19 protein-coding genes, 2 tRNA genes and 3 rRNA genes are annotated in these 21,860 nt (G+C 61.1%); 14 read left to right on the top strand and 10 right to left on the bottom strand.

Annotated elements, in window-relative coordinates; genetic code table 11:
* Positions 1-11: 11 nt before the first annotated feature.
* Genes PQB87_RS12645 through PQB87_RS12635 form a run of 3 tightly spaced genes read left to right on the top strand, consistent with a single transcriptional unit; the run spans position 12 to position 2,117 of the window.
* Positions 12-1,145, top strand: a complete 1,134-nt coding sequence (locus PQB87_RS12645) for an acyl-CoA dehydrogenase family protein (RefSeq protein ID WP_060063593.1) — start codon at positions 12-14, stop codon at positions 1,143-1,145.
* A 37-nt stretch (positions 1,146-1,182) separates the two neighbouring features.
* Positions 1,183-1,644, top strand: a complete 462-nt coding sequence (locus tag PQB87_RS12640; RefSeq protein ID WP_059688506.1) for a MaoC family dehydratase — start codon at positions 1,183-1,185, stop codon at positions 1,642-1,644.
* Positions 1,641-2,117 (top strand): MaoC family dehydratase, encoded by a 477-nt coding sequence (locus PQB87_RS12635; protein WP_060063599.1) that lies wholly within the window; start codon positions 1,641-1,643, stop codon positions 2,115-2,117. The genes PQB87_RS12640 and PQB87_RS12635 overlap by 4 nt, the downstream gene beginning before the upstream one ends.
* Positions 2,118-2,164: 47 nt before the next feature.
* Here the strand turns inward: PQB87_RS12635 and PQB87_RS12630 are convergent, their stop codons facing one another.
* The gene (locus PQB87_RS12630; protein WP_048020511.1) at positions 2,165-2,857 is read right to left on the bottom strand and encodes a glutathione binding-like protein; all 693 of its coding nucleotides are present in this window, start codon (positions 2,855-2,857) and stop codon (positions 2,165-2,167) included.
* Positions 2,858-3,061: 204 nt separating this feature from the next.
* A complete protein-coding gene (locus tag PQB87_RS12625; RefSeq protein WP_111942570.1) occupies positions 3,062-3,853 on the bottom strand; it encodes an oxepin-CoA hydrolase, alternative type in 792 nt (263 codons plus the stop codon).
* A gap of 202 nt (positions 3,854-4,055) precedes the next feature.
* Here PQB87_RS12625 and PQB87_RS12620 point away from each other — a divergent pair, with 202 nt between their 5' ends.
* A complete protein-coding gene (locus PQB87_RS12620; RefSeq protein ID WP_153488604.1) occupies positions 4,056-4,712 on the top strand; it encodes a glutathione S-transferase family protein in 657 nt (218 codons plus the stop codon).
* Positions 4,713-4,754: 42 nt separating this feature from the next.
* Here PQB87_RS12620 and PQB87_RS12615 read toward each other — a convergent pair whose 3' ends face one another.
* On the bottom strand, positions 4,755-5,927 hold the full coding sequence (locus PQB87_RS12615) for a pyridoxal phosphate-dependent aminotransferase (RefSeq protein ID WP_059688511.1): 1,173 nt from the start codon (positions 5,925-5,927) through the stop codon (positions 4,755-4,757).
* Positions 5,928-5,960: 33 nt separating this feature from the next.
* The gene (locus PQB87_RS12610; protein WP_021162828.1) at positions 5,961-6,440 is read right to left on the bottom strand and encodes a putative toxin-antitoxin system toxin component, PIN family; all 480 of its coding nucleotides are present in this window, start codon (positions 6,438-6,440) and stop codon (positions 5,961-5,963) included.
* Between the two features lie 57 nt (positions 6,441-6,497).
* Between PQB87_RS12610 and yaaA the strand changes: the two genes are divergently transcribed.
* Both yaaA and PQB87_RS12600 read left to right on the top strand, forming a co-directional pair.
* A complete protein-coding gene (gene yaaA / locus PQB87_RS12605; protein WP_059487346.1) occupies positions 6,498-7,280 on the top strand; it encodes a peroxide stress protein YaaA in 783 nt (260 codons plus the stop codon).
* A gap of 137 nt (positions 7,281-7,417) precedes the next feature.
* Positions 7,418-8,572: a M14 family metallopeptidase gene (locus tag PQB87_RS12600; protein ID WP_048020519.1), complete on the top strand. Its 1,155-nt coding sequence runs from the start codon at positions 7,418-7,420 to the stop codon at positions 8,570-8,572.
* A gap of 82 nt (positions 8,573-8,654) precedes the next feature.
* Here PQB87_RS12600 and PQB87_RS12595 read toward each other — a convergent pair whose 3' ends face one another.
* From PQB87_RS12595 to PQB87_RS12580, 4 genes are all read right to left on the bottom strand, one after another.
* A complete protein-coding gene (locus tag PQB87_RS12595) occupies positions 8,655-9,308 on the bottom strand; it encodes a BspC domain-containing protein (RefSeq protein WP_042977384.1) in 654 nt (217 codons plus the stop codon).
* Between the two features lie 139 nt (positions 9,309-9,447).
* Positions 9,448-10,122, bottom strand: coding sequence for an energy-coupling factor ABC transporter permease (locus PQB87_RS12590; protein WP_060063610.1), 675 nt, complete (start codon positions 10,120-10,122; stop codon positions 9,448-9,450).
* A gap of 75 nt (positions 10,123-10,197) precedes the next feature.
* Positions 10,198-11,034, bottom strand: coding sequence for a response regulator transcription factor (locus PQB87_RS12585; protein WP_059688513.1), 837 nt, complete (start codon positions 11,032-11,034; stop codon positions 10,198-10,200).
* Between the two features lie 211 nt (positions 11,035-11,245).
* Positions 11,246-12,463 (bottom strand): DUF2863 family protein, encoded by a 1,218-nt coding sequence (locus PQB87_RS12580; protein WP_021162835.1) that lies wholly within the window; start codon positions 12,461-12,463, stop codon positions 11,246-11,248.
* Positions 12,464-13,029: 566 nt separating this feature from the next.
* Here PQB87_RS12580 and PQB87_RS12575 point away from each other — a divergent pair.
* From PQB87_RS12575 to PQB87_RS12540, 8 genes are all read left to right on the top strand, one after another.
* Positions 13,030-14,562, top strand: a 16S ribosomal RNA gene (locus tag PQB87_RS12575).
* Positions 14,563-14,625: 63 nt separating this feature from the next.
* A tRNA-Ile gene (locus PQB87_RS12570) sits at positions 14,626-14,702 on the top strand.
* A gap of 88 nt (positions 14,703-14,790) precedes the next feature.
* Positions 14,791-14,866, top strand: a tRNA-Ala gene (locus PQB87_RS12565).
* Between the two features lie 287 nt (positions 14,867-15,153).
* Positions 15,154-18,034, top strand: a 23S ribosomal RNA gene (locus PQB87_RS12560).
* Positions 18,035-18,189: 155 nt separating this feature from the next.
* Positions 18,190-18,302 (top strand): 5S ribosomal RNA (gene rrf, locus PQB87_RS12555).
* Together the 16S, 23S and 5S rRNA genes with 2 tRNA genes alongside form the textbook arrangement of a ribosomal RNA operon.
* 254 nt (positions 18,303-18,556) lie before the next feature.
* On the top strand, positions 18,557-18,961 hold the full coding sequence (cueR, locus tag PQB87_RS12550; RefSeq protein WP_027786885.1) for a Cu(I)-responsive transcriptional regulator: 405 nt from the start codon (positions 18,557-18,559) through the stop codon (positions 18,959-18,961).
* A gap of 215 nt (positions 18,962-19,176) precedes the next feature.
* Positions 19,177-19,323, top strand: coding sequence for a DUF3563 family protein (locus PQB87_RS12545; protein WP_006478295.1), 147 nt, complete (start codon positions 19,177-19,179; stop codon positions 19,321-19,323).
* 115 nt (positions 19,324-19,438) lie between these two features.
* Positions 19,439-19,807, top strand: coding sequence for a hypothetical protein (locus PQB87_RS12540; protein ID WP_489241985.1), 369 nt, complete (start codon positions 19,439-19,441; stop codon positions 19,805-19,807).
* 15 nt (positions 19,808-19,822) lie between these two features.
* Here the strand turns inward: PQB87_RS12540 and PQB87_RS12535 are convergent, their stop codons facing one another.
* On the bottom strand, positions 19,823-20,668 hold the full coding sequence (locus PQB87_RS12535; RefSeq protein ID WP_021164367.1) for a 23S rRNA (adenine(2030)-N(6))-methyltransferase RlmJ: 846 nt from the start codon (positions 20,666-20,668) through the stop codon (positions 19,823-19,825).
* Positions 20,669-20,780: 112 nt separating this feature from the next.
* Entirely contained in the window at positions 20,781-21,752 is a 972-nt protein-coding gene (locus PQB87_RS12530; protein ID WP_174414275.1) for a potassium channel beta subunit family protein, read from the bottom strand.
* Between the last annotated feature and the right edge of the window lie 108 nt (positions 21,753-21,860).

The raw sequence follows: 21,860 nt of genomic DNA, 5'->3' as shown, positions 1-21,860 counted from the left end.
CGGAGACAACCATGGATTTCAGCTTTACCGATGAGCAGCAGCAGTTCGCTGACGCGCTGCGCCGGTATCTCGGCGAGCAATACGGTTTCGACGCGCGTCAGGCCATCGTGCGCAGCGACGCGGGCGTGTCGGACACGCAATGGAGCGCCTTCGCCGAACTGGGGTTGACCGCGCTGCCCGTGCCGGACGCACAGGGCGGCTTCGGCGGCGGCCCGGTCGACATGCTGGTCGTGATGCAGGAACTCGGCCGCGCGCTCGTGATCGAGCCGTACTGGGCAACGGCGGTGGGCGTCGAGGCCTTGCGCATCGCCGGCTCCGGCGCCGGTGAGGACGCCGCGCTGCTGGAGGCGATCGCGCAGGGGCAGAAACGTGTCGCGGTTGCTTTCCACGAGCCGCATGCGCGTTACGACCTGTTCGAACTCGATACGCATGCGCGCGAGCAGGGCGGCACGTACCGCCTGACGGGCACGAAGTCGGTCGTTCAGCATGGCGCGCAGGCGCATGCGTGGATCGTGCCTGCGCGCGTCGACGGCGGGGGCATCGGCCTGTTCGTCGTCGAACGCGATGCCGCGAATGCGAAGGTAGCCGACTACCGGACGATCGACGGCCAGCGTGCCGCGACGATCGGTTTCAATGAAACGCCGGCGCGACTGCTGACGGGCGGTGCGCGCGACGCCGCCGCCCTCGAGCAAGTTGCCGATTACGCGACGTTCCTGCTGTGCGCGGAGGCGGTCGGCGCGCTCGACGAACTGAACCGCGCCACGGTCGAATACACGAAGACGCGCGAACAGTTCGGCATGCCGATCGCGCGTTTCCAGGCGCTGCAGCACCGGATGGTCGACATGCTGATCCATGCCGAGCAGGCACGTTCGCTGACCTACCTGGCAGCCGTACGCTATGCGAGTGGCGATGCCGACGCGCGGCGCAAGGCGGTGTCGGCCGCGAAAGCGCGTGTCGGCGCCGCCGCGCGTTTCGTCGGCCAGCAGGCCGTTCAACTGCACGGCGGCATGGGCGTGACCAACGAGGTCGCCGCGGCGCACCTGTTCAAGCGGCTGACGATCATCGAGACGACGCTCGGCGACACCGATCATCATCTTGCGCGCATCGCGGCACTGCCCGATTTCGCGCAGGCCGACGCGGCATGACGGCGACGCGCGAGCGCGCCGGACAAGGAGACATCTAGTGGGCATCAGTTACGAAGACCTGGTGGTCGGCAGCACCACCGAAGTGGGCCGTTACACGTTCGAACCCGACGACATCAAGACGTTCGCGCAACGCTACGATCCGCAGCCGTTTCATCTCGACGAAGAAGCCGGGAAGGCATCGCATTTCGGCGGGCTTGTCGCGAGCGGCTGGCATACGTGTTCGGTGTTCATGAGCCTGCTCGTCAAGAAGCTCGGCGAGGACTCGACCAGCATGGGCTCGCCGGGCATCGACTCGATCCGCTGGCTCAAGCCGGTGAGGGCAGGCGATACGATCACGATGTACCAGAAGGTTCACGACAAGCGTGTGTCGGAGAGCAAGCCCGACCGCGGCATCGTGTCGACGGAATGGGTCGGCGTGAACGAGGCCGGCGAGACGGTGATCACCGTGCACACGAAAGTGATCTTCGGGCTGCGCCATCCGGGAGGCGTGCAGGCATGACGGAGATGACGTTGCCACTGATCGCGTCGGCGCAGGCGCTGCAGGCGCGTGTCGGCGCGGAGCCGCTCGCGAGCGGCTGGATCGCGATCGATCAGAAGCGCGTCGACGGGTTTGCCGACGCGACCGGCGATCATCAATGGATTCACGTCGATCCCGAGCGCGCGCAACGCGAGTCGCCGTTCGGCGGGCCGATCGCCCACGGGTTCCTGACGCTATCGCTGATTCCGGCGTTGATGACCGACGCGATGCGTTTCGAGCAGAAGATGGGCGTGAACTACGGACTGAACCGCGTGCGGTTCCTGAAGCCGGTGCCGGTCGGCGCGCGTGTGCGTGCGCTGTTTGCGGTAAAGGAAACCGCCGAGGCCGCGCGGGACGGCGTGCAGGTGACGTGGTCGGTGACGATGCAGCTCGAGCGTCCCGATGCGCCGCTGCCGGTTTGCGCGGCGGAATTCATCACGCTGCATTACTTCTGAAGCGGGGAGCGGCATGCATGGATGCCGCTCCGCCCGTCACTTGCGTGTCAGTGCTTCGCGTATTGCGTTGCGCCGAACAGCACCTCGCGTGCCTTGTCGTCCTGCAGCGCCTTGCGCATCGACGCGAGCACTTCGACACCGCGCTGCACGGCCGGTCGTGCGGCGATCGTGTCGTACCAGCGCTTCACGTTCGGCAATTCGTCGAGCACGATGCCCTGGTTCTGCCATGAGCGCGTCCACGGGAACGTCGCAATGTCCGCGATCGTGTACGTGTCGCCCGCGAGATATTCGGATTCGCCGAGTCGCTTGTCCATCACGTTGTACAGGCGTTTCGCCTCGTTCGTGTAGCGGTTGACCGCATACTCGATCTTCTCCGGCGCATACAGGCGGAAGTGGTGCGCCTGCCCGAGCATCGGCCCGACGCCGCCCATCTGGAACATCAGCCATTCGAGCGTTGCATAGCGTGCGGCCGGATCGGTCGGCAGGAACTTGCCGGTCTTCTCCGCGAGGTAGATCAGGATCGCGCCCGATTCGAACAGCGAGATCGGCTTGCCGCCGGGGCCGTCCGGATCGACGATCGCGGGGATCTTGTTGTTCGGGCTGATCTTCAGGAATTCCGGCTTGAACTGGTCGCCTGCGCCGATATCGACCGGATGGACACGATAGGCGAGGCCCGTTTCCTCGAGCATGATGTGCACCTTGTGGCCGTTCGGGGTCGCCCAGCTATAGACGTCGATCATCGTGAACTCCTTTGTTGCGTGCGCGAAAACGGCGCTGGCAGCGCCGCGACAGGCGGTCATTAGAGCATGGATCGATGCGCGCTGCTGGCGACGCAAACGTGCGTGCCGATACGTGCGGGCGGGCGTGCGAGCGCTCGCCGCCGCCGTCGCGCGCGGCGTTTCCTGGTGGATGCGTTCAGGCAGGTGGAACGCGGGCGTGGCGGCTCAGCGCTTGTAGCGGGGCGGGCGCTTCTCGAGAAATGCGGTGATGCCCTCGAGCCCGTCCGCATGGTGCAGCGACGCGACGAAATGATCGCGTTCGGTGCCGAGATGCGCGTCGAGCGGTTGCGTCGTTGCGTCGTCGAGCAGCGACTTGATGCGCGTGAGCGCGTTCGGCGAGATGCCGGCGAGTGCATCGGCCCATGCCAGCGCGTCGGTCAACGCCGCGCCCGGCACGGCGAGCCGGTTGACGACGCCGAGCGTGTGCAGACGTTCGGCCGTGACGGGTTTGCCTTCGAACAGGATCTCGGCTGCGAGCGCGCGCGGCAGTGCGCGGGCGATGAACCACGAACCGCCCCCGTCGGGTGTCAGGCCGACACGCGCGTATGACATCACGAATTTCGCATCGTGCGCGGCGACGATCAGGTCGCACGCGAGCGCGAGCGAAAAGCCCGCGCCGGCCGCCGCGCCTTCGACCGCCGCGATCACCGGCTTCGTCGAAGCGTGGATCGCCGTTACCCATGCGGCGAGCTGATCGATGCTGTCGGCCTGGTAGGACGGATCCTTCGAGCGGTTGTCGAGCAGCCGGTTCAGGTTGCCGCCCGCGCAGAAGAAGCGATCGGCGCCGGTGAGCACGACAGCGCGAATCCCGGGATCACGCTCGGCGGTGGCGAGCGCCTCGATGCCGGCCGCGTACATGTCGGGATGCAGCGCATTGCGTGCGCCGGGATTGGATAGCGTGAGGACGAGCGTCGAATCGCTCTCGGGTGGACGCGAGGCCAGCAGTTCAGCACTCATGCGAGCGTGTCTCCATCGGATGGCGGGGCTGCGGCGTCGCGCGCGTAGTGCGCGCGGATGCGGCAGACGTCGTAGCGGATGTAATGTTGTCGTGACGAACGCAATACTTGCTTTAGACTAGCACGAACGTGCTTTTCAGCGCGACGAATCTCGCTGCGGCCGGCACCGTTGCGGCCGCGTTCCAGCAACGAAGGAGACTCCGATGCTACAGCTGTGCGGTATTCCGTTGTCCAACTATTACAACAAGGTGAAGTTCGTCCTGCTCGAGCACGACATTCCGTTCGAGGAGTCGGTGTGCGGTTTGCCGGTCAGCGATCCGGCCCGGCTCGCCGATTCGCCGCTCGGCAAGATTCCGTTCCTGAAGACCGAAGAAGGCGCATTGTTCGAGTCGCAGGTGATCATCGAATACCTGGCGGCGCGTTATCCCGAGAAAGGCATTTTCCCGGCGAGCCCGTTCGCGGCCGCGAAGGTGCGCGAGCTGGTCGGGACGCTCGAGCTGTATCTCGAATGGATGGCGCGCGAGGTCTATACGGAAGCGTTTTTCGGCGGCAAGGTCAGCGACGGGACGAAGGCGCATGTCGAGAAGCGCCTGCCGCGCGCGATCGATGCGTTCAAACAGATGACGCAATTTTCGCCGTATGCGCTCGGCGAGTCGTTCGGCCTCGCCGACATCGCCGCATGGGTCCATCTGCCGGTCATCGGGATGGCGACGAAGGCCATTTTCGGACGCGATTTCCTGCTCGACGCGGGCATCGACTGGAAGGCGCACGCGAAGATCGTCGGCGAGCGTCCGGCCGCGCAGCGCGTGGCAGCCGAGCGCAAGGCGTATATCGAGGCGACGAGCGTCGCGCGATCGTAAACGCGGTTCCAGCAGGGCGGCCTCTGGCCGCCCGTGCGGGATTTACAGGCGGGCGAGCCGTTCGAGCGCGGATGCGAGCGTGCTTTCCTGCTTCGCGAAGCAGAAGCGGACGACGCCCGATTCGTGCGGCTCGTGATAGAACGCCGACACCGGAATGGCGGCCACGCCGATCTCCGACGTGAGCCACTTCGAGAATTCCGCTTCCGGCAGGTCGCTGATCGCCGAATAATCGACGCACTGGAAGTACGTGCCCGTGCAGGGCAGCAGCTTGAAGCGCGTGCGCTCGAGGCCGGCCCGGAAGAAGTCGCGCTTCTTCTGGTAGAAGTCGGCAAGCGTCAGGTACGGTGCCGGGTCGCGCAGGTAGTCGGCGAGCCCGACCTGCATCGGCGTGTTCACCGTGAACACGTTGAACTGGTGGACCTTGCGGAATTCCGCGGTCAGCGCGGCAGGGGCTGCGACATAACCGACCTTCCAGCCCGTCACGTGATAGGTCTTGCCGAAGCTCGACACGATGAAGCTGCGCGCGGCGAGTTCCGGATAACGCGCGACGCTCTCATGGCGCGCGCCGTCATAGACCATGTGCTCGTAGACTTCGTCGGACAGGATCAGCACGTTGGTGCCACGCACGATCTCTTCGAGCTTGCGCATGTCCGCCTCGCGCCACACGGTACCCGTCGGGTTATGCGGCGTGTTGATCAGGATCATGCGCGTTTTCGGCGTGATTGCGGCTGCCAGGCGGTCGAACGGAATCGCGTAGTCGGGCGCTTCCAGCGTGACGAACACGGGCTTGCCGCCCGCGAGTTCGATCGACGGCAGGTAGCTGTCGTAGGTCGGTTCGACGACGATCACCTCATCACCCGGATGCACCGTGCACAGGATCGCGGTCAGCAGTGCCTGCGTCGCGCCGGCCGTGACGGTGATTTCGGTCGCCGGATCGTAACGCCGGCCGTAGACCTGCGCGATCTTGTCTGCGATTGCCTCGCGCAGCGGTGCGACACCGGCCATCGGCGGATACTGGTTGTGCCCGTTGCGCATCGCGGCGGCAACCGCATCGACGATGCGCGGATCGCAGTCGAAATCCGGAAAGCCCTGGCCGAGGTTCACGGCGCCTTTTTCTGCTGCAAGCGCGCTCATGACCGTGAAGATCGTCGTGCCGACGTTCGGCAGGCGCGAAGGGAAAACGGGAGTCGTTGGCATGTCTGAAGGAGCGTTCATCGAGACGGTCGAAATCGGGTGGTGTTGCGTGTGTCAAGCCGGCGTGGCGTCGAGCGCGCAGGCCTCGGCAAAGGGGGCGGGTTGCGCGATCCGGAAGCCGAAATCGCGCGCGGTGCGCTTCGCGAGCTTCAGCAGCGCGCGGTCTTTCGATACGAGCCAATCGGCCTGGGCGGCGCGGGCGAGTTCAAGAAACTTCTGGTCGTCGCGGTCCTTGCACTTCGGCAGCGGCGGCGCGTCGGCGTCGACGGCCGGCGGCTCGACGAGGCTCGCCAGGCGGGCGACGGTTGCGAGCGCGGCCGCCTTGTCGACGGCGCGCGCCTGGAACTGCGGATAATCGAGCACATACTCGAGTTCGGTCAGGCAGCGGCCGTCGATCACGGCGGCAAGCGTGCCGCGTTCGAGCGCGGCGCGGATCGGGCGCGTAGCGGGGTCGTCGAATACGAGGATGTCGATCCAGACGTTCGAGTCGAGCACGACGCGATGCGCGGCATGCGGGGCGGGAGAGCGGGTCATTCGTTACAATCGGTGGTTTTCGTCTGACCGCAAGGCACGGCGTGCCAGCGAGCCTCTATGATAATCGTTCTCTCTCCCGCCAAATCCCTCGACTACGATACGCCCGCGCACGTCCAGTCTTACACGAAGCCTGCATTCGTCGACGACGCGTCCGAGCTGATCGACGGCCTGCGCAAGCTTTCGCCGCAGGACATCGCGACGCTGATGGATATCTCCGATCCGCTTGCACGCCTGAATTTCCAGCGCTACGCGGACTGGTCGCCGACCTTTACGCCGGCCAATGCGAAGCAGGCCGTGCTCGCATTCAACGGCGACGTATATGAAGGATTCGACGCCAAATCGCTGTCGTCCGCCGATCTCGACTATGCGCAGCAGCACGTGCGCGTGCTGTCGGGGCTGTACGGGCTGCTGCGTCCGCTCGATCTGCTGCAGCCGTACCGTCTCGAGATGGGTACGCGTTTCGCGAACGCACGCGGCAAGGATCTGTACGCGTTCTGGGGCGACCGTATCACGCGGGCGCTGAACGAGCAGCTCGAAATGCGCAGCGGCGCGGCGCGCGTGCTCGTCAACTGCGCATCGACCGAATACTTCAAGTCGGTCAAGCCGAAACTGCTGGCCGCGCCCGTCGTCACGCCGGTGTTCGAGGACTGGAAGGGTGGCCGCTACAAGATCATCAGCTTCCATGCGAAGCGTGCGCGCGGCCTGATGGCGCGTTATATCGTCGAGAACCGGATTGCCGACCCGAAGGCGCTGAAGGAATTCGCAACGGAAGGCTATGCGTTCGATGCGGCTGCTTCGAACGATTCGACTTACGTATATCGCCGGCGAGTCGGCGAGTGACCCTGCCGGCCGTTCACGAGACGGCAGGCGCATGCATGAGGCCGGGCAAGCGCTACACCGCCTGTTCCGGTCGCCAGCTTTACATGGGACCGGTGTAAGCGCCAAAGCGCCAACTCCGGTCGACAAAGGAGAGACAGATGGCCCTTTCGATCACCAGCAATTTCGACGCAGGCGCAATCGACGTCGTGTCGTGCGACAGCCCCGATGCGATTCGGTTGCGCGTGCGCGGCGACAACCGCTCGGAATTCGCGCAATGGTTCTACTACCGCTTGACGGGCGCGCGCGGCGAGCGCTGCGTGATGACGTTCGAGAATGCGGCCGAATGCGCGTATCCGTCGGGCTGGCGCAATTACAGCGCGGTGGCGAGCTATGACCGGGTCGACTGGTTCCGCGTGCCGACGACGTTCGATGGCAAGACGATGACCATCGACCATACGCCGGAATTCGACAGCATCTACTACGCGTATTTCGAACCGTACTCGGAAGAGCGTCATGCGGCATTTCTCGGTGCGGTCCAGCAGTTGCCGCAGGCGAGCGTCGTCGAACTCGGTCGCACGGTCGAAGGTCGTCCGATGTCGCTGCTGACGCTCGGTACGCCGGAGACCGACGGCGCACCGAAGAAGAAGGTGTGGATCATCGCGCGCCAGCATCCCGGCGAGTCGATGGCCGAGTGGTTCGTCGAAGGTCTCGTCAAGCGGCTGGCCGGATGGGGCGACTGGGCCGGCGATCCGGTCGCGCGCAAGCTCTACGATCGCGTGACGTTCCACATCGTCCCGAACATGAATCCGGACGGCAGCGTGCATGGCAACCTGCGCACCAATGCGGCGGGCGCGAACCTGAACCGCGAGTGGATGGCGCCCGATGCCGAGCGCAGTCCCGAGGTGCTGGCCGTGCGCGATGCGATCCATGCGATCGGCTGCGACATGTTCTTCGACATTCATGGCGACGAGGATCTGCCGTACGTGTTCGTTGCCGGGTCGGAAATGCTGCCGAGCTTTACCGAGCAGCAGGGCAAGGAGCAGGCTGCGTTCATCGAAGCGTTCAAGGTTGCGAGCCCCGACTTCCAGACTGAGCATGGCTATGCGGCGAGCAAGTACAAGGAGGACGCGCTCAAGCTCGCGTCGAAGTACATCGGCCACCAGTTCGGCTGCCTGTCGCTGACGCTCGAGATGCCGTTCAAGGACAACGCGAACCTGCCCGACGAGCGAGTCGGCTGGAACGGCGAGCGAAGCGCGGCGCTTGGCGCGGCGATGCTGGCTGCGATCCTGGTGCATGTCGACACGTTCGCGTAAGTGCAGCATCGCCGTATGAAAAAAGCCGGGGCATCTCAGGATGCTCCGGCTTTTTTGCTTCTGTCGAGGTCGCTTCGTCGAATCAGGACTTCTTCGCGCTTTTCTTCACGACCTTCTTCTGTCCGCTCGACTTTTTCGTTGCGGCGGCCTTCTTGCTGCCGGTGCGGCCCGATGCTTTCGCCTTGACCTTGCCTCGGTGCGACTTGCCCTTGAACTTCTTCGTCGAGGACGTGGAGCGCTCGACGCGCGGCTTCAGCGGCGGAACCGGGTCGTTCCAGCTGAACGCGAGCATTTGCTGACCGACATAGCCGCATCGGAATTTCAGCGGCGTCGGGTCGCTGCCGTCGCTGTGGATGCCGAGTCCGTCGACAGTGACGATATTGTCGACCTTCACGCGCTGCTTGCCCTGGTCGAACGAGTCGTTCCATGGCGTGATTGTCGCGTTCCCGCTGTCGAATGTGTTCGGCGCGAAGTCGACGCGGTCGAACGCCGACGACGTGCTGGCGATGAAGCTGCCGTGCGCCGCACAATCGGCGGCGAGCGGATCGGCATGCATTTCGTTGACGAATTTGTTGATCAGTTCGGAGCGCTGGTCGAGCAGGTCGGCGAATGCCGGTGTCGGAAGCGCAAGCGACAGGCCCGCAATACAGGCTGCCAGCTTGCCGAGCGCCCGGAAAATCCGGAGCGACGCAGGAGAGCTGTCCATCTGGTTATTGGTGAGGAGCGAATGAGACATCGGGCACGTATAGATGCCCGATGAAGAACCGGAGTTCAATCTTAGCGTAAAAAAGTTGTGCGGCAGTAGATGTCGCATTCTGCCGCACCGCGCGAGGCCCTGCCGGCGGGTGATGGCGGTGCCGCCGCCGGAGGGCGATTCAGGCGCGCGGGCCGCCGAGGCGATAGCGCCGGACGTCGAAGGTCGTGACCCACGCGGGACGATAGACCGCGATGAGTGCCGTTGCCATACCGGTGAACCACGCTTCGCCGAGTGCGAGAAGCGCAGTGTTCAGCAGATAGCCGGCCGGAATCACGACAGGCACGCCGTCCGCCAGCGCGAGCTGGACCCCGGCCGCGGCAGCAGCGACTGCGACGATGGCGATGGCCGGCGACAGGAATCCCTGGCCGGTGATGAACGATGCGAGATTGTGCGGCAACCATGCGAGTGCGGCGCGCTGCAGCAATGCCGACACGGCGACCGGCAGCGCGCCGTAGATCAGATAGGTCAGGCCAATGCCCTGCCAGGGCGCGTCGAAAATGATCGCGGCAATCGCCGTGACGGCGCCCATCGCGATCAATGCGAGTGTCCAGTCGAACAGTGTGACGAGCAGCGTCGCGCCAAGCAGATGCATGACGATGCCGTCTTCGAGCCACGCATTCGAGGCCCAGAGGACCGCAATGGCGGTGACGAGCGCGAGCCACACGTGCTGGAGCGTGGCGTCCTGCAGGCGCACGAAGGGGCGATTCCAGATCGCGAGCGCGAGCAGGGCCACGGCGGCGATCCAGCCACCGATGCCAACCCAGAGCGGAAGCGGTGTGAAGAGAAAACCCATTCGTCCATATTACTCGTTGAGCATCAAAGGTGGGAATCCACACACGCCGACCGTCGCAATATCGAGACTGTCCGGCTAGCGTTCGCGCCGGAACCGCGCCGGCGGTTCAGCGGCGATCGGCAAGTCCTGTGTGCTGTCGATCGAGGCTGGCAACGGGTACGGGCGGTCCTTCCGTTGCGTACGCAGCGGAACCGGGCCCTGTTGGCCGATGGGCGGCTTGCGCGTGCGGTTGCGATTCGCCAGCAGCACCTCGAGGTGGGGCGACAGCCAGCCGTTGTAGATCGCGACCGCGGCGGCGCGGTTGGCGGCACCGAGTTGCTGGAAGATGCTGGCGAGGTGGATCTTGACGGTGCCTTCGCTGATGCCGAGCGTACGGGCGATCATCTTGTTGGTGCTGCCCATGTGGACGAAGCGCATGATCTGAGCTTGGCGTGGCGACAAGAGGCCGCTCGGCGGCCGGCGGGGAAGCGACCCGGCGAGTGTCTGGAAATGGGCATCGTAGCGCGCCGCAGCAGTGGAAGGCAGCAGACGGAGCGCGATCGGCGGGATGTAATGCCCGCCCAGCAGAACGATCTCGAGCGCACGCACGATCAGGTGCGGCCGCGTGGAATGCGGGATCACGCCGGAGACACCATAGTTGAAGAAGCGCTGGATGGCTTCCGGCGATGTTTCGTCGACCAGGACGGCGACGGGTGTCGGCGAGCACGCGCTGCAGAGCGCCTGAAGCTCGCTGAGTCGGCCGACGTCGAGCCAGTCGATCGCGACGAGGTCGAAACGCTGGTTGCGCAGCAGCCTGCGCGCCTGAAAACTGTCGGGCGCATCGTTGATGCTGGCGTGACGGTCGATCTGTCGCAACAGAGCCTTCAGTCCGTCACGCCGCTCGGCGTCTGAATTGAGCATCAGGAACCGCATATTCAACCTCCGTTATGTGAGCCATTGATCTGCCGTCTGGCATGCCTTGGGTCTGATGATGACAAAGACCTTACACGATGTCTGCTTGGCTGAAAGGCTTAGGAAAAGTATGAAATTTCGGACGGAGGAATGGCGGGCAAGAAAAAAGCCGCTCCGGCGGGAACCGTGAGCGGCTTCGGACGGGCAGGCCGTCAGGGTACTGCTGTGTGGATCAGTGAAAGTGCGGTTGGGCAGGTGACGCGTCTTCCGGCATTTCCGCGTGGACGATTTCGCCGAGCGGATCTGCGTAGAGCGGTACGCCGCAGTCGTCGCAGTATTCGGGTTCGAAGCGGCCCGCGTGCCGCCGGACGTCGGTTACACCGCATTCCTTCAGCAGGCTCACGATTTCCTCGAGCGGTCCTTCGATCGGCGCTTCGCCTTCGAGCGTCGCGCTGTCGATCGACACGTCGCCGTTTTCGCGACCGTAGAGCGGCCATACGACGCCGTAGATTACGTCGTTGCTGGCACGCCGCGTGAAGCCGACACGATACTCGTCGATACGGCGTTCGCCGAAGCCGGCGACCACCGCGCGCAGCTCTTGCGGTGCCGCACCAAGTGTGTCGAAAAGATAACGAATGGCGGTTCGCACCGTGTGCGGACGCACCCGTTCGTCCGCATCCCGGCAAGCCGAATAGTACGCGTCCGGAAGTAGGCATTCGAACTCGCAGCCGGGCAGGGCGATCGACAGGTTCGGGCCGCCCTGGGCCGTCCATTGCTCGAGGCACTGGCCACGCTCGATCCGGCTGCCGTTTTCCTCTTCCTGCCATCGGAACAGCGGCGCGCCGGCGGGCGCGGCGACGACGGCGAGCAGGAAGCGCGGGTCGGCCAGGATCGGCGAGGTTTCAGGCAGGTCGCCGAAGCTGAGCTTGGGGGTGTGCTGGGTGATCGCTGCATGAGCGAGCTGCTGGGCCAGCCGGTAGGTCTCGACGTGGTGCCGCGGCAACTGGTCAATGCTGTAAAGGAACGGTGCAAGGCCGACGAGGGTGCCGTTCGCAAGGACGTGAGCCTGCAAGTGCGTTCGCAGCGCGTCGGCAACGTCACCCTTGAGCGGGCCGGACGGAATCATGTAGCGCGTCCATGCGAGAACCGGGACGGCGACCAGCAGCGCGTCGAACGGTTGGCCGTCGTGCTCGATCACCATCGACTCGCTGTGCGTCTCGGCCATGTCGGCGAGCGCGCCATAGGCGTCGGGATGATTCTGCTGAAGATGGTCGAGCGCTGCGTCGAGCGTGGTCTGGTTGCCGTTGCGGACAATCTTGGCGAGCAGCGCGTCGAGCTTCGCTTCCCAGAAGCGATCCTCGATGCGGCTGCCCGACGCGAAGAGCGCAAGCGACAGACCGACCAGTTTGTCGGCATCGGGGGGGAGGCGTTTGGCGATTCGCTGGCGCATATTAAAGACGTATATAGAAAGAGGCGAAGAACCTCACATTCTAGTCCGTTCTTTGCACCATAAGCGGTCTCGTGCCGAGGCATGGCAGATCGGCCGGATCGCAGCCTTTGTAAAAAAGTTGCGTCAAACCCCTTGCGCAGTTCGAAGAGGGTGCTTAGAATTACGCCTCTTTCGCGCTAACGGAAACACGGCGTGAAAGGGGAAGCGAAGCTGGTGGTGTGCTGTAGTGATGGGCGCGCGGCTGGCTTGGAAGTTGAACCCCGCAGTCGCAACGATGTAGTGTAAAAAGTTGTTGACGAGCTGCGAAACACGGTTAATAATCTCGCTTCTCTGCTGCTGAAAACGCAGCGCTGCCGGGAAACACGAAGTTCCTCGCAGATTGCTCTTTAAAAATTAACAGCCGATAAGTGTGGGCGCTTGATGGAAGCGAGCTGATCCTCGGATCAGATAGCGAAAGTATCAAGAGTCTCACACTAAAGTAAGTCAGGTTTATGAAGCAATTCATATTCCTGTCAGCTTTGAGTGAGCGACCGGTTCTTAACCGAACCGAAAACAGTAACAGGTTTAAACTGAAGAGTTTGATCCTGGCTCAGATTGAACGCTGGCGGCATGCCTTACACATGCAAGTCGAACGGCAGCACGGGTGCTTGCACCTGGTGGCGAGTGGCGAACGGGTGAGTAATACATCGGAACATGTCCTGTAGTGGGGGATAGCCCGGCGAAAGCCGGATTAATACCGCATACGATCTACGGATGAAAGCGGGGGACCTTCGGGCCTCGCGCTATAGGGTTGGCCGATGGCTGATTAGCTAGTTGGTGGGGTAAAGGCCTACCAAGGCGACGATCAGTAGCTGGTCTGAGAGGACGACCAGCCACACTGGGACTGAGACACGGCCCAGACTCCTACGGGAGGCAGCAGTGGGGAATTTTGGACAATGGGCGAAAGCCTGATCCAGCAATGCCGCGTGTGTGAAGAAGGCCTTCGGGTTGTAAAGCACTTTTGTCCGGAAAGAAATCCTTGGCTCTAATACAGCCGGGGGATGACGGTACCGGAAGAATAAGCACCGGCTAACTACGTGCCAGCAGCCGCGGTAATACGTAGGGTGCAAGCGTTAATCGGAATTACTGGGCGTAAAGCGTGCGCAGGCGGTTTGCTAAGACCGATGTGAAATCCCCGGGCTCAACCTGGGAACTGCATTGGTGACTGGCAGGCTAGAGTATGGCAGAGGGGGGTAGAATTCCACGTGTAGCAGTGAAATGCGTAGAGATGTGGAGGAATACCGATGGCGAAGGCAGCCCCCTGGGCCAATACTGACGCTCATGCACGAAAGCGTGGGGAGCAAACAGGATTAGATACCCTGGTAGTCCACGCCCTAAACGATGTCAACTAGTTGTTGGGGATTCATTTCCTTAGTAACGTAGCTAACGCGTGAAGTTGACCGCCTGGGGAGTACGGTCGCAAGATTAAAACTCAAAGGAATTGACGGGGACCCGCACAAGCGGTGGATGATGTGGATTAATTCGATGCAACGCGAAAAACCTTACCTACCCTTGACATGGTCGGAATCCTGCTGAGAGGTGGGAGTGCTCGAAAGAGAACCGGCGCACAGGTGCTGCATGGCTGTCGTCAGCTCGTGTCGTGAGATGTTGGGTTAAGTCCCGCAACGAGCGCAACCCTTGTCCTTAGTTGCTACGCAAGAGCACTCTAAGGAGACTGCCGGTGACAAACCGGAGGAAGGTGGGGATGACGTCAAGTCCTCATGGCCCTTATGGGTAGGGCTTCACACGTCATACAATGGTCGGAACAGAGGGTTGCCAACCCGCGAGGGGGAGCTAATCCCAGAAAACCGATCGTAGTCCGGATTGCACTCTGCAACTCGAGTGCATGAAGCTGGAATCGCTAGTAATCGCGGATCAGCATGCCGCGGTGAATACGTTCCCGGGTCTTGTACACACCGCCCGTCACACCATGGGAGTGGGTTTTACCAGAAGTGGCTAGTCTAACCGCAAGGAGGACGGTCACCACGGTAGGATTCATGACTGGGGTGAAGTCGTAACAAGGTAGCCGTATCGGAAGGTGCGGCTGGATCACCTCCTTTCCAGAGCTATCTCGCGAAGTTGAGCGCTCACGCTTATCGGCTGTAAATTAAAGACAGACTCAGGGGTCTGTAGCTCAGTCGGTTAGAGCACCGTCTTGATAAGGCGGGGGTCGTTGGTTCGAATCCAACCAGACCCACCATTGTCTGACGTGTCGGTGATCGTTAGCGCTTTAGCGCTTACGAGTACCCCAAGCCGACAGGCTTACACCTGAGGATATTCTGTACATGGGGGGCATAGCTCAGCTGGGAGAGCACCTGCTTTGCAAGCAGGGGGTCGTCGGTTCGATCCCGTCTGCCTCCACCAATCACCAACGCTAAGTGCTTGGTTCATACGATGAACCGAGAATTTTGCATTGGCGATTGAGCCAGTCAGAGCGGTACGAAAGTATCGGCTGTCGTTCTTTAACAATCTGGAAGAAGTAAGTAATTTGGATAGCGGAAGCGTCTTGAGATGGACGTGGAAACTATCCGGGTTGTGATTGTATCGATGTATCTCAAGATGATTCGAACTCTATGTTTGACTCAATTGGAATACGGCACAACGCGAGAACTCAACCTGTAGCGACTGTCGACGAGACAGACTCGTTATAGGGTCAAGCGAACAAGTGCATGTGGTGGATGCCTTGGCGATCACAGGCGATGAAGGACGCGGTAGCCTGCGAAAAGCTACGGGGAGCTGGCAAACAAGCTTTGATCCGTAGATGTCCGAATGGGGAAACCCACTCCTTTTGGAGTATCCATGGCTGAATACATAGGCCATGCGAAGCGAACGCGGTGAACTGAAACATCTAAGTAACCGCAGGAAAAGAAATCAACCGAGATTCCCAAAGTAGTGGCGAGCGAAATGGGATGAGCCTTGCACTCTTTATTTGTATTGTTAGCCGAACGCTCTGGAAAGTGCGGCCATAGCAGGTGATAGCCCTGTAGGCGAAAACAGTATGAAAGAACTAGGTGTGCGACAAGTAGGGCGGGACACGTGAAATCCTGTCTGAAGATGGGGGGACCATCCTCCAAGGCTAAATACTCGTGATCGACCGATAGTGAACCAGTACCGTGAGGGAAAGGCGAAAAGAACCCCGGGAGGGGAGTGAAATAGATCCTGAAACCGCATGCATACAAACAGTCGGAGCCTCGTAAGGGGTGACGGCGTACCTTTTGTATAATGGGTCAGCGACTTACGTTCAGTAGCAAGCTTAACCGTATAGGGCAGGCGTAGCGAAAGCGAGTCCGAATAGGGCGTTCAGTTGCTGGGCGTAGACCCGAAACCAGGTGATCTATCCATGGCCAGGATGAAGGTGCGGTAACACGTACTGGAGGTCCGAACCCACTAACGTTGAAAAGTTAGGGGATGAGCTGTGGATAGGGGTGAAAGGCTAAACAAACCTGGAAATAGCTGGTTCTCTCCGAAAACTATTTAGGTAGTGCCTCGTGTCTCACCTTCGGGGGTAGAGCACTGTCATGGTTGGGGGGTCTATTGCAGATTACCCCGCCATAGCAAACTCCGAATACCGAAGAGTGCAATCACGGGAGACAGACATCGGGTGCTAACGTCCGGTGTCAAGAGGGAAACAACCCAGACCGCCAGCTAAGGTCCCCAAATATAGCTAAGTGGGAAACGAAGTGGGAAGGCTAAAACAGTCAGGAGGTTGGCTTAGAAGCAGCCACCCTTTAAAGAAAGCGTAATAGCTCACTGATCGAGTCGTCCTGCGCGGAAGATGTAACGGGGCTAAGCTATATACCGAAGCTGCGGATGCGTGCTTGCACGCATGGTAGGAGAGCGTTCCGTAAGCCTGCGAAGGTGCCTTGTAAAGGGTGCTGGAGGTATCGGAAGTGCGAATGCTGACATGAGTAGCGATAAAGGGGGTGAAAGGCCCCCTCGCCGTAAGCCCAAGGTTTCCTACGCAACGTTCATCGGCGTAGGGTGAGTCGGCCCCTAAGGCGAGGCAGAAATGCGTAGCTGATGGGAAGCAGGTCAATATTCCTGCACCATTGTTAGATGCGATGGGGGGACGGATCGCGGAAGGTTGTCCGGGTGTTGGAAGTCCCGGTCGCTGCATTGGAGAAGGCACTTAGGCAAATCCGGGTGCGCAATTCAAGGGTGTGGCGCGAGCTCCTTCGGGAGCGAAGCAATTGGAAGTGGTTCCAAGAAAAGCCTCTAAGCTTCAGTCTAACGATGACCGTACCGCAAACCGACACAGGTGGGCGAGATGAGTATTCTAAGGCGCTTGAGAGAACTCGGGAGAAGGAACTCGGCAAATTGGTACCGTAACTTCGGGATAAGGTACGCCCTTGTAGCTTGACTGGCCTGCGCCAGGAGGGTGAAGGGGTTGCAATAAACTGGTGGCTGCGACTGTTTAATAAAAACACAGCACTCTGCAAACACGAAAGTGGACGTATAGGGTGTGACGCCTGCCCGGTGCCGGAAGATTAAATGATGGGGTGCAAGCTCTTGATTGAAGTCCCGGTAAACGGCGGCCGTAACTATAACGGTCCTAAGGTAGCGAAATTCCTTGTCGGGTAAGTTCCGACCTGCACGAATGGCGTAACGATGGCCACACTGTCTCCTCCCGAGACTCAGCGAAGTTGAAGTGTTTGTGATGATGCAATCTACCCGCGGCTAGACGGAAAGACCCCATGAACCTTTACTGTAGCTTTGCATTGGACTTTGAACCGATCTGTGTAGGATAGGTGGGAGGCTATGAAACCGGAACGCTAGTTTCGGTGGAGCCGTCCTTGAAATACCACCCTGGTTTGTTTGAGGTTCTAACCTTGGCCCGTGATCCGGGTCGGGGACAGTGCATGGTAGGCAGTTTGACTGGGGCGGTCTCCTCCCAAAGCGTAACGGAGGAGTACGAAGGTACGCTAGGTACGGTCGGAAATCGTGCTGATAGTGCAATGGCATAAGCGTGCTTAACTGCGAGACCGACAAGTCGAGCAGGTGCGAAAGCAGGTCATAGTGATCCGGTGGTTCTGTATGGAAGGGCCATCGCTCAACGGATAAAAGGTACTCTGGGGATAACAGGCTGATACCGCCCAAGAGTTCATATCGACGGCGGTGTTTGGCACCTCGATGTCGGCTCATCTCATCCTGGGGCTGTAGCCGGTCCCAAGGGTATGGCTGTTCGCCATTTAAAGAGGTACGTGAGCTGGGTTTAAAACGTCGTGAGACAGTTTGGTCCCTATCTGCCGTGGGCGTTGGATATTTGAAGGGGGCTGCTCCTAGTACGAGAGGACCGGAGTGGACGAACCTCTGGTGTACCGGTTGTCACGCCAGTGGCATCGCCGGGTAGCTATGTTCGGAAGAGATAACCGCTGAAAGCATCTAAGCGGGAAACTCGCCTTAAGATGAGATATCCCTGGGGACTAGATCCCCTTGAAGGGTCGTTCGAGACCAGGACGTTGATAGGTCAGGTGTGTAAGCGCAGTAATGCGTTCAGCTAACTGATACTAATTGCCCGTAAGGCTTGATCCTATAACAAGTCTGCCTTGTAGATCGGCGCCGTGCGACAGCACCGGCCGCAAGATCCAGAGCGACAAGTTGGATTCTCGTGTGTGATACACACAACCTAAATTACTGCTTCTTCCAAGATTGGTTGTGCTGCGAAGCCAGCACAACAACCCTCTTTGCCTGATGACCATAGCGAGTCGGTCCCACCCCTTCCCATCCCGAACAGGACCGTGAAACGACTCTACGCCGATGATAGTGCGGATTCCCGTGTGAAAGTAGGTAATCGTCAGGCTCCCTAAGCCAGAAACCCCCGCCCGAAAGGCGGGGGTTTTTGCATTTCAGCGATGGAAATACATTTGCGTTTGGGAAAAGGGCACGTCATTCATCCCGTCTACCTGACGCGCCGGCCCGATCACTCAGCTTCCATCCTGCAGTCAAACCCTGCCCCGAAACGAAACCACGCGATTTGATACGATCGAAGTGGCGCCGGCGATTGCACTCGTCGACGTTCATGTTCGAAACCAGGGCTTGATGGAGAGGGCGGGAATGAATATTGGCGACGCGTCGCGCGAATCCGGAGTCAGCGCAAAAATGATCCGGTACTACGAACAGGTTGGCCTGCTTGCGCCGAGCAAACGTACCGACGCCGGCTACCGGATCTACGGCGCGGACGAAATTCACATCCTGCGCTTCATCCGTCAGGCGCGACGCCTTGGCTTTCTCGTCGAGGACATCCGCAAGCTGTTGACGCTCTGGCAAGATCGTTCCCGCGCGAGCTCAGAAGTGAAGTCGATTGCGCTCGAGCACGTGGCCGAACTCGACAAGCGCATCGCGGAGCTGAGCGACATGCGCGACACGCTGGCCGATCTTGCTGCGCACTGTCATGGTGACGGGCGTCCCGAGTGCCCGATTTTGGCGCGTCTGTCCGACCCCGTCAGTGAACCAAATTAGTGCGCGTATTAGAGGTTCGAAACGGGCCTCGATTCGATTTCCATAAAAATCAACATGTTACGTGAAGTTGATGCTCGGTCATTCCAAACTGGAATGGTTTCCATGCAAGTATTTCACTAGCATCTTGGTGCGGCATCGCTATAATTCGGGATAACCCTATATGGGAAATCCCTGAATCTCGATTCACCAGGGGTCCCCCTTCCTTGGAGAACGTCATGATCGCCTACATCGTCGAAAAGCTGAGCAACTGGTTCGAATCCGCAGAACGTGAACGCCGTGAGGCTTACCTTGCCACGTCGTCGGACATCGTCCAGCTCGAAAGCCGTATCCGCTCGCTCGAAACCAACGGCTACTCGCTGTAATCGGAGTCGCCGTCAGGTGCCACGTGGCACCGAACGATAAGCAAGCCCCGTATTGACGGGGCTTTGTTTTTTTTGTGCGCCGGATCTGGCGCAATCATCAATGCAGCGCTATGGTATGGGCCTGCTTTTCATCCCGAAGGACACGATCATGCGTTTGCGTCTCGATGGGCGTCGCAGTGCCCGCGCGCGTCTCGTTCTCGGCGCGGTGGTGCTTGTCCACGGACTCGCGGCCGCTGCCGCGACATCGTCCAAACCGCTGATTCTCGATACGCAACGCGGCATCCAGGACGGCAAGGGCGGGTTGGTGCTGCAGACGGCGCCGCTGTCTCCCGAGCCGATCGTCGAGCCGGCAGGCATGCGGGCTCCGGCCGGGCAGGTGCCGAACACGTCGGTTCCGCTGTTCGTCGCACCGTATATCAATGTCCCCACGTGGGGTGGGCAGCCGGCCAACCAGCCAAGGCTCGCGCCTAGACCGCAGCCGTAACGCGCAGTCGCGCGATCAGTTTCCGCGGTGCTCGATCTGGCAACGGGCGCCGCTATCCTGTCCCAGCATCTCGACCAGATAAGGCAGTGCCTCGTTCATGCTCTGGGCGAGGGTGTACGGCGGATTCAGGATGAACATCCCGCTGCCGTAGAGACCGAGTCCGTCAGTGGGCGGATTCGATACCGTCAGTGTCAGGTGCAGCCAGTTGTTCGGTTGCAGGCGCTTCAACTGCTCGGGGAAACGCTGCGATTCCGTCCGGGTCACCTGCGGGTACCAGACGGCATAGCAGCCCGTCGCGAAACGCTTCAGACACTCCGTCACGCAAGTCACCGTGCGCGCGTAATCCTTCTTGTCCTCGTAGGACGGGTCGATCAGCACGAGTGCGCGTCGCGGCGGCGGCGGCAGCAGCGCCTTGATGCCTTCGAAGCCGTCTCCGGCGAAGATCATCGCGCGTCGCCCCGCATCGCGGAAATTGTGGCGCAGCACGTCGATTTCCGTCGTGTGCATTTCGAACAGTCGCATGCGGTCCTGCTCGCGCATCGATCGCCATGCGATGTACGGGGACCCCGGGTAGAAGCGCAGTTCACCGTCGTCGTTCAGCGCGCGGACTTCATCCACGTAGTCGCCCAGCGCTTCCGGCAGGTTCTTTTCGTTCCACAGCCGGCCGATGCCCGTGTCGAATTCCGACGTCTTTGCCGCGTAACCGTCGCGCAGCGAATACACGCCGGCACCTGCATGCGTGTCGATGTACCAGTACGACTTGTCTTTCTTGTTCAGGTAGCGCAGCAGCTGGACGACGACGGCGTGCTTGAGCACATCCGCGTGGTTGCCTGCGTGAAAACCGTGACGATAACTGAGCATGGCGGGCTGCCTGAAACGAAAGGTGAATCGATGAAAGCGGTCGATCGTGCGCGGCCGTCAGGCCGGGCGCAGATGCGGGCCGCGTATTGTACGCGAGTGGCCGTGCATCGCCTCATTCGTACGCATCGCCGACCACCGCCTCGATGCGTTGCTTGATATCCGGTGTCAGCTTCGCGGCAACGTCGAGCGCGCGCATGTTGTCGCCGATCTGCTCGATCCGCGACGCGCCCGTGATGACCGAGCTCACGTGAGGATTCGCGAGCACCCATGCGATTGCGAGCTGGCCGGTGCTGCAGCCGAGCTCCGTCGCAATTTCGCCGAGCCGTTCGACGATGTCGTTGGCGGCCCGGTCAGTCAGGCGGTCGCGCATCCAGTCGTACCCCTGTAACTGCGCGCGGCTGCCGGGCGGTACACCGTTACGGTACTTGCCGGTGAGCAGGCCCGATGCCAGCGGGCTCCAGGTCGTGAGGCCGAGACCGTAGTCGTCGTAGAGCCGTGCATATTCCTTTTCGACCCGCGTGCGGTGGAACAGGTTGTACTGCGGCTGCTCGACAACCGGCTTGTGCAGGTGATGCCGTTCGGCGATCTCGCAGGCAGCACGGATCTCGTCGGCGCTCCATTCCGACGTGCCCCAGTACAGCGCCTTGCCGCGCACGATCATGTCGCTCATTGCCCAGACGGTTTCCTCGATCGGCGTGTTCGGATCGGGGCGATGGCAATAGACGAGATCGACGTAGTCGAGCTGCAGCCGGCGCAGTGAGCCGTCGATGGCGTTCAGCAGGTATTTCCGGTTCAGCGTGTGATACTGGTTCGGTGCTTCGGCGAGCCCCCAGAAGAACTTGGTGGACACGATATAGCTGACACGCGGCCAATCGAGCGACTTGAGCGCGTGACCCATGATTTCCTCGGATTTGCCGCCGGCGTACACCTCGGCGTTGTCGAAGAAATTGACGCCCGCGTCGCGCGCCGCGGCAAGGCATTCGCGCGCGACCCGCTGGTCGACCTGGTTGCCGTACGTCACCCACGAGCCGAGCGAAAGCTCGCTGATCTGCAGGCCGGAGCGGCCTAGCCGTCGATAGTGCATGCGAATCTCCTGCGTGACAGAACCGACCTTAAGCTTAGACGTTTTGCGCGCGAACGGCGGGGCCGATCGTGCACAATGGCGGCTGGCCCGCCGCGTCGATCATGCGAT

The sequence above is a fragment of the Burkholderia sp. KL41 genome, from assembly GCF_057005415.2.
Note: the sequence above shows the minus strand (reverse complement) of the source record. Positions and strands in the feature narration are given on the sequence as shown.

Excerpts from the sequence above, each read along its gene's own strand:
- PQB87_RS12625 (WP_111942570.1), bottom strand. The coding sequence starts at position 3,853 with ATGAGTGCTGAACTGCTGGCCTCGCGTCCACCCGAGAGCGATTCGACG.
- PQB87_RS12590 (WP_060063610.1), bottom strand. The coding sequence starts at position 10,122 with ATGGGTTTTCTCTTCACACCGCTTCCGCTCTGGGTTGGCATCGGTGGC.
- cueR (WP_027786885.1), top strand. The coding sequence starts at position 18,557 with ATGAATATTGGCGACGCGTCGCGCGAATCCGGAGTCAGCGCAAAAATG.
- PQB87_RS12615 (WP_059688511.1), bottom strand. The coding sequence starts at position 5,927 with ATGAACGCTCCTTCAGACATGCCAACGACTCCCGTTTTCCCTTCGCGC.
- PQB87_RS12645 (WP_060063593.1), top strand. The coding sequence starts at position 12 with ATGGATTTCAGCTTTACCGATGAGCAGCAGCAGTTCGCTGACGCGCTG.
- PQB87_RS12530 (WP_174414275.1), bottom strand. The coding sequence starts at position 21,752 with ATGCACTATCGACGGCTAGGCCGCTCCGGCCTGCAGATCAGCGAGCTT.
- PQB87_RS12630 (WP_048020511.1), bottom strand. The coding sequence starts at position 2,857 with ATGATCGACGTCTATAGCTGGGCGACCCCGAACGGCCACAAGGTGCAC.
- PQB87_RS12535 (WP_021164367.1), bottom strand. The coding sequence starts at position 20,668 with ATGCTCAGTTATCGTCACGGTTTTCACGCAGGCAACCACGCGGATGTG.
- PQB87_RS12595 (WP_042977384.1), bottom strand. The coding sequence starts at position 9,308 with ATGTCTCATTCGCTCCTCACCAATAACCAGATGGACAGCTCTCCTGCG.
- yaaA (WP_059487346.1), top strand. The coding sequence starts at position 6,498 with ATGATAATCGTTCTCTCTCCCGCCAAATCCCTCGACTACGATACGCCC.
- PQB87_RS12540 (WP_489241985.1), top strand. The coding sequence starts at position 19,439 with ATGGGCCTGCTTTTCATCCCGAAGGACACGATCATGCGTTTGCGTCTC.
- PQB87_RS12580 (WP_021162835.1), bottom strand. The coding sequence starts at position 12,463 with ATGCGCCAGCGAATCGCCAAACGCCTCCCCCCCGATGCCGACAAACTG.
- PQB87_RS12610 (WP_021162828.1), bottom strand. The coding sequence starts at position 6,440 with ATGACCCGCTCTCCCGCCCCGCATGCCGCGCATCGCGTCGTGCTCGAC.
- PQB87_RS12545 (WP_006478295.1), top strand. The coding sequence starts at position 19,177 with ATGATCGCCTACATCGTCGAAAAGCTGAGCAACTGGTTCGAATCCGCA.
- PQB87_RS12620 (WP_153488604.1), top strand. The coding sequence starts at position 4,056 with ATGCTACAGCTGTGCGGTATTCCGTTGTCCAACTATTACAACAAGGTG.
- PQB87_RS12600 (WP_048020519.1), top strand. The coding sequence starts at position 7,418 with ATGGCCCTTTCGATCACCAGCAATTTCGACGCAGGCGCAATCGACGTC.
- PQB87_RS12585 (WP_059688513.1), bottom strand. The coding sequence starts at position 11,034 with ATGCGGTTCCTGATGCTCAATTCAGACGCCGAGCGGCGTGACGGACTG.
- PQB87_RS12635 (WP_060063599.1), top strand. The coding sequence starts at position 1,641 with ATGACGGAGATGACGTTGCCACTGATCGCGTCGGCGCAGGCGCTGCAG.